This is a genomic window from Salinarimonas ramus (assembly GCF_014645695.1).
Lineage (GTDB): Bacteria > Pseudomonadota > Alphaproteobacteria > Rhizobiales > Beijerinckiaceae > Salinarimonas > Salinarimonas ramus.
In genome coordinates this window covers 206,279-215,950 of sequence record NZ_BMMF01000010.1, presented here as the reverse complement: position 1 = coordinate 215,950, position 9,672 = coordinate 206,279, and the positions used below count along the sequence as shown (strand labels likewise).

General features: G+C 70.0%; 10 protein-coding genes. 8 read left to right on the top strand and 2 right to left on the bottom strand.

The genetic code is table 11. The features are described 5' to 3' along the window. The first annotated feature begins 16 nt into the window (after nucleotides 1–16). Together IEX89_RS17220 and IEX89_RS17215 are read left to right on the top strand one after the other, a co-directional pair. A complete protein-coding gene (locus tag IEX89_RS17220; protein WP_188914483.1) occupies nucleotides 17–2,191 on the top strand; it encodes a TRAP transporter permease in 2,175 nt (724 codons plus the stop codon). A 64-nt stretch (nucleotides 2,192–2,255) separates the two neighbouring features. Then, nucleotides 2,256–3,731 carry a pyruvate kinase gene (locus IEX89_RS17215; protein ID WP_188914482.1) on the top strand — a complete coding sequence of 492 codons (1,476 nt, stop codon included), beginning with the start codon at nucleotides 2,256–2,258 and terminating at the stop codon, nucleotides 3,729–3,731. A gap of 51 nt (nucleotides 3,732–3,782) precedes the next feature. Here IEX89_RS17215 and IEX89_RS17210 read toward each other — a convergent pair whose 3' ends face one another. Then, nucleotides 3,783–4,253 carry a hypothetical protein gene (locus IEX89_RS17210; RefSeq protein WP_188914481.1) on the bottom strand — a complete coding sequence of 157 codons (471 nt, stop codon included), beginning with the start codon at nucleotides 4,251–4,253 and terminating at the stop codon, nucleotides 3,783–3,785. A gap of 161 nt (nucleotides 4,254–4,414) precedes the next feature. On the opposite strand from IEX89_RS17210, the gene gatB reads away from it, so the two are divergent. The 6 genes from gatB (at nucleotide 4,415) to IEX89_RS17180 (ending at nucleotide 8,465) form a co-directional block, all read left to right on the top strand. Further along, the gene (gene gatB, locus IEX89_RS17205; protein ID WP_188914480.1) at nucleotides 4,415–5,887 is read left to right on the top strand and encodes an Asp-tRNA(Asn)/Glu-tRNA(Gln) amidotransferase subunit GatB; all 1,473 of its coding nucleotides are present in this window, start codon (nucleotides 4,415–4,417) and stop codon (nucleotides 5,885–5,887) included. After that, nucleotides 5,884–6,852: a GNAT family N-acetyltransferase gene (locus IEX89_RS17200; protein ID WP_188914479.1), complete on the top strand. Its 969-nt coding sequence runs from the start codon at nucleotides 5,884–5,886 to the stop codon at nucleotides 6,850–6,852. Before gatB ends, IEX89_RS17200 begins: the two co-directional genes overlap by 4 nt. Nucleotides 6,853–6,960: 108 nt before the next feature. After that, nucleotides 6,961–7,263, top strand: a complete 303-nt coding sequence (locus tag IEX89_RS17195) for an XRE family transcriptional regulator (protein ID WP_244645537.1) — start codon at nucleotides 6,961–6,963, stop codon at nucleotides 7,261–7,263. A gap of 78 nt (nucleotides 7,264–7,341) precedes the next feature. After that, a complete protein-coding gene (locus IEX89_RS17190) occupies nucleotides 7,342–7,758 on the top strand; it encodes a glutathione S-transferase N-terminal domain-containing protein (protein ID WP_188914477.1) in 417 nt (138 codons plus the stop codon). Further along, nucleotides 7,759–8,010 carry a glutathione binding-like protein gene (locus IEX89_RS17185; RefSeq protein ID WP_188914476.1) on the top strand — a complete coding sequence of 84 codons (252 nt, stop codon included), beginning with the start codon at nucleotides 7,759–7,761 and terminating at the stop codon, nucleotides 8,008–8,010. 11 nt (nucleotides 8,011–8,021) lie between these two features. Beyond that, on the top strand, nucleotides 8,022–8,465 hold the full coding sequence (locus IEX89_RS17180; RefSeq protein WP_188914499.1) for a GNAT family N-acetyltransferase: 444 nt from the start codon (nucleotides 8,022–8,024) through the stop codon (nucleotides 8,463–8,465). A 22-nt stretch (nucleotides 8,466–8,487) separates the two neighbouring features. Here the strand turns inward: IEX89_RS17180 and IEX89_RS17175 are convergent, their stop codons facing one another. Next, nucleotides 8,488–9,423, bottom strand: a complete 936-nt coding sequence (locus tag IEX89_RS17175; protein WP_188914475.1) for a nucleoside hydrolase — start codon at nucleotides 9,421–9,423, stop codon at nucleotides 8,488–8,490. Between the last annotated feature and the right edge of the window lie 249 nt (nucleotides 9,424–9,672).

The following is a 9,672-nucleotide window of genomic DNA, read 5'->3' as shown; positions in this document are numbered from 1 at the left end:
TAGGACACAGCCTCCCATGACCGACGCGCCCCAGCCTCGCCTCGATCCCGCCGCCGACGAGAAGCACCACACCGAGAAGGACGCCCAGGGCGAGGTCGAAGCGCATGTGCGCTCCTTCGAAGGCACCCTCATCGGGCGTGTCGCCTGGGTCGTCGGCATCGCGCTCGCGCTCTACCACATCTGGGTCAACACGCTGGGCACCTTCGACCAGGTCTGGCTCACCGCGATCCATTTCGCCGGCTTCGCCTTCCTCTGCTCGATGCGCTATCCGCTGATTCGCACGCGCAGCCCCGGCGCCACCCGCGCCGTCCTCGCCTTCGACATCGCCTTCGGCATCGTCGTCGCCGTGGCGACGCTGTGGCTGATCTCGAACCAGAACGCGATCTACGACCGCGGCGTCCGGCTCTCCAACGTCGACTACGTTCTCGCCTTCATCGTCATCGGCGGTGCCATCGAGCTGACGCGCCGCGCCACCGGCCTGATCATTCCCTGCCTGATCCTGATCGCGCTCACCTACGTCGTCTGGTGGGGCCCGTCGGCACCCGGCGTGTTTCGATTCGCGGGCCTGTCGACGGAGACGCTGCTGTTCCGCTCGGTCTTCTCCGACGAGGGCATGTTCGGCTCGATCGCGCTGATCTCGGCGACCTTCGTCTTCCTGTTCATCCTCTTCGGCGCCTTCCTGGTGCGCTCGGGGGCGGGCGAGTTCATCATCGACCTCGCCCGCGCCGTCGCCGGGCGGTTCGTCGGCGGTCCTGGCTTCGTGGCGGTGATGTCGTCGGGCCTCACCGGCACGATTTCCGGCTCGGCGGTGGCGAACACCGTCTCCACCGGCGTCATCACCATTCCCCTGATGAAGCGCGCGGGCTTCCCGCCGAAATTCGCGGCGGGCGTCGAGGCGGCCGCCTCGACGGGTGGCGGCCTGATGCCGCCGATCATGGGCGCCGGCGCCTTCGTGATGGCGACCTACACGCAGATCTCCTACCTCGAGATCGCCGCGGTGAGCCTGCTGCCGGCGATCGTCTACTTCCTGTCGGTGGCCTTCTTCGTGCGCATCGAGGCGAAGAAGCGCAACCTCGTCGCCAACGACCCCGACGCGCCGACGGCGTGGGAGGTGCTCAAGAAGGGTGGGCCGTCCTTCCTCATCCCCGTCGCCGTGCTCATCGGCCTCCTGATCGCCGGCTATACGCCGGTCTACGCCGCCGGATTCGCCATCCTCGCGTGCATCGCCGCCTCCTGGCTGACGCCGAACCGCATGGGGCCGAAGGCGATCCTCGACGCGCTGGCGCTCGGCGCGCAGAACATGATCATGACCGCGGTGCTGCTCGTGGCGGTGGGCCTCGTCATCAACGTCATCGCCATGACGGGCGTGGGCAACACCTTCTCGCTCATGATCAATGAATGGGCCGGCAACAACCTGCTCATCGCGCTCACCCTCATCGCGCTCGCCTCGCTCGTGCTCGGCATGGGCCTGCCGGTGACAGCGTCCTACATCGTGCTCGCCACGCTCTCGGCGCCGGCGCTGCACGCGCTCATCCAGAACAACGCGCTCATCGACGTCCTCGTCGCCGGCGGCGTCCCGGAGGCCGCGCGCATGACGCTCATGCTCGCCGACCCCAACGCGATGACCGCGCTCGCCGCGCCGATGACGCGCGATGCCGCCACCGCCTTCATCGCGGCGATGCCGCCGGAGGTGCTCACCCTGGTCTATCCGCAGGTTCTCGACCCCGTCACGGTGAAGCTCGCGCTCCTCTCCGCGCACATGATCATCTTCTGGCTCAGCCAGGATTCGAACGTGACGCCACCCGTCTGCCTCACGGCCTTCGCCGCCGCGGCCATCGCCAAGACGCCGCCGATGGCGACGGGCCTCGTCTCGTGGAAGGTGGCCAAGGGCCTCTACCTGATGCCGATCCTGTTCGCTTACACGCAGTTCCTCGGCGGCCCGCCGCTCGAGGTGGCGCACATCTTCGTCATCGCCGTGGTGGGCGTCTACGCGCTCGGCGCGGCCATCGAGGGGCACATGGAGGCGCCGCTGAACTGGCCCCTGCGCATCCTGCTCTTCGCCGCGGGCGTGGCGCTGATCTGGCCCAACAACACGATCATCGAGACGGTCGGCGCCGTCGGCGTCATCGCGATCTTCGTCTGGAACGTGCGCGCCGACCGCAAGCGCCAGCGGGTCCCAGCCTCGGGGTGAGGCGCCGACATCGTCCTGTCGTCGTCCTCCGTTAGCCCGCTCTGCGTCGTGACGGGAGGGGCGGATGACGGACGGTGGAGAGACGCGGGCGGTCCTGGGTGAACTCGTGGCGCTGCGCGACGAGGTCGCGCGCGAGGGGCGTGCACGCTGGGCGGGTTGGCACGCCGATCTCGCCCGCACGCCCTTCGCCGTCGGTGCGCTGAACCTCGCCCACTACCTCGCTCTGCGCAAACGCGATCACCGCGCGCTCCAGCGTGCGCTCATGCTGCGCGGGCTCTCCTCGCTCGGACGCCTGGAGGGGCGCGTGCTCGCGACGCTCGACGCCACCATCGTCGCCCTCGCCGCGCTCGCGGGAGAGACCCCGCCGAGGCCGGCGCCGAGCCCGCGGCAGTTCTTCCGCGGCGAGACGCGCCTGCACGCGGCGACCGATCGGCTGTTCGGCCCCCCGCGGGCCGAGCGCCAGGGCCGCATCCTCGTCACCCTCCCGAGCGAGGCCGCGAGCGACCCCTCGCTCGTGCAGGGGATCGCGGACGCCGGAGCGGACGCCGTGCGCATCAATTGCGCCCATGACGGCCCGGACGCCTGGGCGGCGATGATCGACCATGTCCGCGCGAGCGAGGAGCGCATGGGCCGGCGGCTTCGCATCCTCATGGACATTGCGGGGCCGAAGATCCGGACCGGGGAGGTGCTCGTCGCCGACGACCGTGCCCGCATCGGCGTGGGCGACCGATTGCTGCTGGGCCGGACCCTCGCACCGGGCTTCGCGACGACCTTTCCCTTCCAGGCGACGTGCACCGCGCCCGACATCTTCGACGCGATCGGGGAGGGCGCCCGCGTCGCCGTCGACGACGGGCGCTTCTCCGGGCGGGTGACGGGGCGCGCGCATGACGGCCTCGTGGTGGCGATCGATCAGGCCAAGCTCGGCGGCGCGCGGCTGAAGCCCGAGAAGGGCCTGAATTTCCCGGAGACGGTCCTCGCCCTCGATCCGCTGACCGCCAAGGACCGGGCCGATCTCGACTTCGTCTGCGCCCATGCGGACATGATCGGCTATTCCTTCGTGCAGACCGCCGACGACATCGCGCGCCTGCAGCGCGAACTCGCCGCGCGCACGCCACGCTGGAGAGAGATCGGGCTCGTGGCGAAGATCGAGACGCCCGTCGCCGTGCGCAACCTGCCGGAGATCATCGTCGCGGCCGCCGGCCACCAGCCCTTCGCGGTCATGATCGCGCGCGGCGACCTCGCGGTCGAGATCGGCTTCGCGCGGCTGGCTGAGATGCAGGAGGAACTGCTCTGGCTCGCGGAGGCCGCGCATGTGCCGGTGATCTGGGCGACGCAGGTACTGGAGCGGCTGGTCAAGTCCGGCCTCCCGTCGCGCGGGGAGATGACGGACGCCGCGATGGCGGCGCGGGCCGAATGCGTGATGCTCAACAAGGGCCCGAACGTCACGGCGGCGATCGAGGCGCTGGACGGCTTGTTCCGCCGCATGGGTGAGCATCAATCGAAGAAGACGCCCACGCTAAGAGCCCTGCGGACCTGGTGAGCGGATGCCCATCCTCGCGAGCCGCGCGAAAGGCTCGCGAGGACGGCTGCATCACTGCGCCTCGATCGGCTCGGCCGGTGCGACCGGCGTGTCGGCCTGCGGATCGATCGGGACCGGCGCGGGAGCCGGCTGCTCGATGGCGCCGGTGACCGGAACGTCGCTCGCCTCGTAGCCGTCCATCAGGAAGAAGGCGAGCACGGCCGCGATCACCACGACGGCGCCGATCGCCCAGCCCCAGGCCGCGCCGGACGACGAGCGGGCGGGCCGAGCCATGCGGTCGTCGCGCGTCGCGCGGCTCTCCTGTGCCGGGGCGCCGGGGTAGGTCGGGTCGGTGCGGGCGTGAACGGGATCGGCGGGCGCGGGATCGGGCCCGGCCCCGCGGGTCGTCTCGCCGGGGCGGATCTCGCCGGGACGCGTCCCGAACGGATCGGTGGAGGGACCGGGTGCGGGATCGACCATGGGGTCGCGCCCGGCATGCGGGGTGCGGGGATCGGCGGGATTGCGGCCGTCGTTCGTCGCCATCTCGGCCTCCTTTCGGCTCTTGCGGCGGGCTGTGGCTCCACAACGCCGCCGCGGACGCTGGGGTTTCGCGCGCTCGCGCCCGCCCGGGCGTCGCTCCCGACTTGAAGCGCGCGCGAGAGAGCGCTAACCCGTGATGCGACGCACACGAGGACCGAGAGCCGATGAACGCCCCCGTCGATCCCAAGAAGCTCATCAAAGGCGCCACCGGCGACTGGGAAGTCGTCATCGGCATGGAGATCCATGCCCAGGTGAACTCCCAGGCCAAGCTGTTCTCCGGCGCGTCCACCGGCTTCGGCGCGGCGCCGAACTCGCACGTGTCCCTCGTCGACGCGGCGATGCCCGGAATGCTGCCGGTGATCAATCTCGAATGCGTCCGCCAGGCGGTGCGCACGGGGCTGGGGCTCAAGGCGCAGATCAACCTGCGCTCGATCTTCGACCGCAAGAACTATTTCTACCCCGACCTGCCGCAGGGCTACCAGATCTCGCAGTACAAGCACCCCATCGTGGGCGAAGGCGAGGTCGTGGTGGACATGCTCGACGGGCCGTCCTTCACGGTGGGCATCGAGCGCCTGCACCTCGAGCAGGACGCCGGCAAGTCGATCCACGACCTGCACCCCACGATGTCCTATGTCGACCTCAACCGCTCGGGCGTCGCGCTCATGGAGATCGTCTCCAAGCCCGACATGCGCTCCTCCGAGGAGGCGAAGGCCTACGTGTCGAAGCTGCGCACCATTCTGCGCTATCTCGGCACCTGCGACGGCGACATGGAGAAGGGCAACCTGCGCGCGGACGTGAACGTCTCCGTGCGCCGCCCCGGCGAGGGGCTCGGCACGCGCTGCGAGATCAAGAACGTCAACTCGATCCGCTTCATCGGCCAGTCCATCGAGTACGAGGCGCGCCGCCAGATCGGCATCCTCGAGGACGGTGGCAAGATCGACCAGGAGACGCGGCTGTTCGACCCGGGCAAGGGCGAGACGCGCTCCATGCGCTCCAAGGAGGAGGCGCACGACTACCGCTATTTCCCCGATCCCGACCTCCTGCCGCTCGAGCTCGACCAGGATTTCGTCGACGAGCTCGCCCGCCACCTGCCGGAGCTGCCCGACGAGAAGAAGGCGCGCTTCGTCTCCGATTACGGCCTCTCGACCTACGATGCCGGCGTCCTCGTCGCCGATCGCGAGCAGGCGGACTATTTCGAGGCGGTGGCGAAGGGCCGCGACGGCAAGGCCGCGGCGAACTGGGTGATCAACGAGCTGTTCGGTCGCCTCAACAAGGAGGGCCTGGAGATCACGGCGTCGCCCGTCTCCGCCGCGCAGCTGGGCGAGATCGTGGACCTCATCGCCGACGAGACGATCTCCGGCAAGATCGCCAAGGACGTTTTCGAGATCGTCTGGGCGCAGGGTGGCTCGCCCAAGGCGATCGTCGAGGAGCGCGGCATGAAGCAGGTCACCGACACCGGCGCCATCGAGGCGGCTGTGGACGAGGTGATCGCGGCCAACCCCGACAAGGTCGAGCAGGCCAAGGCCAAGCCGACGCTCGCCGGCTGGTTCGTCGGCCAGGTGATGAAGTCCACCGGCGGCAAGGCCAACCCGCAGGCGGTCAACGCCATCGTCAAGCAGAAGCTCGGTATCGAATGACGCCCGCGATCCGGCCCGTCGCCCGCGAGGACCTCGCCGCCGTGCGGGCGGCGCTGGTGGCGAGCTGGCACGCGACCTACGATCGCTTCCATGGTGCCGCGAAGGTCGCGGAGATCACCGATCGCTGGCACGCGCTGGATGCGCTCGCGCGCCAGGTCGACCGGCCGGGCTCCGTTTTCCTGCTGGCGGAAGGTGAGGGGGGCGCGGTGCTCGGCTCCTCCCTCGGCCAGGTGGACGATGCCGGCGAGGCCTGCCTGCGGCGGCTCTACGTCGCTCCCGGCACGGAAGGCCGGGGCATCGGCAAGCGCCTCCTCGAGGAGACGCTCGCCCGCCTCGCCGAGCGGGACGTGTGGCTCGAGGTCGAGCCGCGCAATGTGGACGCGATCCGCTTCTACGAGCGCGAGGGGTTCGTCCTGGATCGCCCGGCGAAGGGCTGCGGCGGGCGCGACGACCTCGAGGCCGTCGTCATGCGCCGCCCCGAGCGCCCCGTGCCGCGCCTCGTCACGGACGCGGACGCGCAGGACATGCTCGGCCTCCTCACGCTCGCCTTCGCCGAATATCCCGGCTGCTACGTCGACCCGCACGGCGACTACCCGGAGCTCGTGCGGCCGCGCAGCCTGCTTTCGGCGGCCGGGACGACGATGTGGGTCGTGGAGGATCGCAATGGGCGCGTGCGTGCGTTCTGCGGCATCAAGGGGCCTGATGCGGACGGCGTCGCCGAGCTGACGAAGCTCTACGTCCGCGGCGATCAGCGCCGCCGCGGCCTCGCCGCCGGTCTCGTCTCGCTCGTGGAGGAGACCGCTCGCGCCCGCGGCGCGCATCGGCTGCAGCTCTTCACCGACACCCGCTTCACCAAGGCCCACCGCCTCTACGAGCGCTTGGGCTTCACGCGCTTCGGCGAGGAGCGACCGCTGCACGACGTGTCGGGGTCTGTGGAGTACGGGTACGCTAAAAAGTTGCGGTGATGTACGCCGATCCTGCTACTCGGTTGGGCACGAGCATCTCGAAGAGCTCAGGCGCGAAGGCTTGCTGCCATGACGGGACGAAACGCCATCGACAAGCTGCGGAACGGCATGAGCGCCGAGCGGCGCCGACGCAACGAGGCCGCCACGCGCGACATGCTGCGGGAAATGACGCTCGACGAGCTGCGCGAGGCGCGCAAGCGCTCGCAGGCGGAGCTCGCTTCCGTCCTCGGTGTCGGCCAGCCCGCCGTCGCGAAGATGGAGCGGCGGGCCGACATGTATGTCAGCAACCTCCGGCGCTACGTCGAAGCCTTGGGAGGACGCTTGGAGATAACCGCGCGTTTCGACGACACCGAGGTCGCGATCACGAACTTCGAGGATCTCGCAACGAAAGAGACGGCATCTTCGGAATAACGGCGGGTTCGCCGCTTCCACACGTGCTTCCCTTACGCTAGCGTCTCGCGCCCCCTCCAGCGAGGATTCGCCCGCGCCATGACCGCCGTCGCCGCAGATGCCCTCTCCGCCCCGCGCTTCCTGCTCCACGGCATCTGGCTGTCGGGGCCGACCTACAAGGTCGCGCTGTTCCTCTCGCTCGCCGGCGAGGCCTTCGATTTCGAGCTGGTCAACCTGCGCGAAGGCGCCCACAAGGCGCCCGCCTATGTCGCCCGGCAGCGCTACGGCCAGGTGCCGCTGCTGGAGGATCGCTCCAACGGGCGCGCGCTCTGCCAGGCCGCGTCGATCCTCGAATACCTCGCCGACGTCACCGGGAAGATGGGCGGCGCCTCCCTCGACGAGCGCATCCGCGCCCGCGAGTGGATGTTCTGGGACTACGACCGCTTCGCCGTGCCGATCTATCGCTGCCGCGGGGTGAAGCTCGGCTTTCGGCAGGCGCCGGAGCCCGTCTTCTAGATGTGGGCGTCCGAGGGACGCCAGGCGCTCGCCGTCCTGGACGGGCACCTGAAGGGTCGCGACTTCGTTGTCGGAGAGGCGCCGACCATGGCCGACGTCGATCTCTACGGCGTCGCCTGCTACGCCGAGGCGGGCGGTTTCGAGCTCGCCGACCACCCCTCGCTGCGCGCCTGGATGGATCGCGTCGAGGCGCTGCCCGGCTTCGGTCCGCCGGAGACCGTGGTGCCCCGGGAGACGAGGCTCACCGCGTGAACGACGTCCATATGCGCGAGGCGCGTTCGGGCGATCTCGAAGCCATCGTGCGCCTCCACGCCGCCGACACGCTCGGCGGCCACGGAGACGGCTGGAACGAGGAGACCGCCTCCGCCTACGCCGCCGCCTTCGCCCGCATCGTCACGAGCGAGGACCACATGCTCTTCGTCGCCGAAGCAGGCGGGGACGTGATCGGTACCTTCCAGGTCTCGCTCGTCCCCTGCCTGACGGCGCGCGGCGCCACGCGCGCCCGGCTCGAGGCGGTTCAGGTGCGCGCCGATCGGCGCTCGGGCGGTGTCGGCGCCGCCATGGTCCTGTTCGCCGAAGCCTGGGCGCGCGAGCGCGGCGCGGCCTTCGTGGAACTGACCTCCAACGTCGCCCGCACGGACGCGCACCGCTTCTACGCGCGCCTGGGCTATGCGCAGAGCCATCTCGGCTTCAAGAAGAGCCTCTGACGACCCGCCGAAAGGCGCGCCGTCACAGCCGCGCCAGGCGCTCGGTGAGCAAGGCGAAGAACCCGTCCGCGTCCACGTGGCGGAGCATGGTGGCGTTCGGCGCGGCGTCGACGACGCCCCACCAGTCGACGACGGTCATGCCGCGCGTGAGCTCGGAGGCGGTCTCGACCGCCACGTGCACGCGCTTGCCCGAGAACAGGTCCGGCCGCAGCAGGTAGGCGATCACGAGGGGATCGTGCAGCGGCCCGCCGTCGGTGCCGTACTTCGCCTCGTCGAAGCGCTCGAAGAAGTCGAGCCAGCCGGCGACGGCGCGCGAGAGCGGCGTGCCGAGGCCGCGGATGGCGGCGGTGCGTGCCGCCGTCGTCAGGGCCTGGTGCGTGCAGTCGAGCGGGATGAAGGTGACGTCGGCGCCGGAGGCGAAGACGCGTGCGGCCGCCTCCGGATCGACGTAGATGTTGAACTCCGCCGCCGGCGTGCGGTTGCCGCCCTCGAACACGCCGCCTCCCATGAGCACGATGCCGGCGAGCCGCTCGGCCAGACGCGGCTCCTTGGCGAGCGCCAGCGCGATGTTGGTGAGCGGCGCGAGCGGGCAGAGGGTGACGCTCTTGGGCGGGCGGCTCATCACCGTCTCGACGACGAAGTCTGCGGCGTGCCGAGGATCGAGCGGCATCGTCGGCTCGGGGAGATCGGCACCGTCGAGCCCCGTCTTCCCATGGACATATTCGGCGGTCACGAGTGGACGCAGGAGCGGCCGGTCGGCGCCCGCGAAGGCGGGCACGTCGGTGCGCCCGGCGAGCTCGAGGACCTTGCGGATGTTGACCGAGGTGAGCGGGAGGGGCACGTTCCCCGCGACGGCGCAGACGCCGAGCACTTCGAGCTCGGGGGAGGCCAGCGCGAGGAGGATGGCGATGGCGTCGTCCTGGCCGGGGTCCGTGTCGATGATGATGGATCGGGTCACGCGTGCCTCCGGGAACGGATCGGGGTCGGGAATGCTTTCTCATCCGGCCGTTCACCGCTATACCACCGTGCGCGCCGCCGACGGAAGCCGTGGGCGGCCGCCCCGTTTGCCTCAATCAGAAACTGTGCCCGGCGAAGCGTCGCCGCTCGGGATCGGGAGCCACACGGAGTTGGCAGCAGAATTCGTGCTTGATACCGTTCCTGCTGAAACGAACCTAAGGTCAAGTGCCGCTTTCGACTTTCGAGCTCT

Bases quoted from the DNA above. Each gene is read 5' to 3' on its own strand.
- IEX89_RS17180 (WP_188914499.1), top strand. From the start codon at position 8,022: ATGCGCGAGGCGCGTTCGGGCGATCTCGAAGCCATCGTGCGCCTCCAC.
- gatB (WP_188914480.1), top strand. From the start codon at position 4,415: ATGAACGCCCCCGTCGATCCCAAGAAGCTCATCAAAGGCGCCACCGGC.
- IEX89_RS17200 (WP_188914479.1), top strand. From the start codon at position 5,884: ATGACGCCCGCGATCCGGCCCGTCGCCCGCGAGGACCTCGCCGCCGTG.
- IEX89_RS17215 (WP_188914482.1), top strand. From the start codon at position 2,256: ATGACGGACGGTGGAGAGACGCGGGCGGTCCTGGGTGAACTCGTGGCG.
- IEX89_RS17195 (WP_244645537.1), top strand. From the start codon at position 6,961: ATGAGCGCCGAGCGGCGCCGACGCAACGAGGCCGCCACGCGCGACATG.
- IEX89_RS17210 (WP_188914481.1), bottom strand. From the start codon at position 4,253: ATGGCGACGAACGACGGCCGCAATCCCGCCGATCCCCGCACCCCGCAT.
- IEX89_RS17185 (WP_188914476.1), top strand. From the start codon at position 7,759: ATGTGGGCGTCCGAGGGACGCCAGGCGCTCGCCGTCCTGGACGGGCAC.
- IEX89_RS17190 (WP_188914477.1), top strand. From the start codon at position 7,342: ATGACCGCCGTCGCCGCAGATGCCCTCTCCGCCCCGCGCTTCCTGCTC.
- IEX89_RS17220 (WP_188914483.1), top strand. From the start codon at position 17: ATGACCGACGCGCCCCAGCCTCGCCTCGATCCCGCCGCCGACGAGAAG.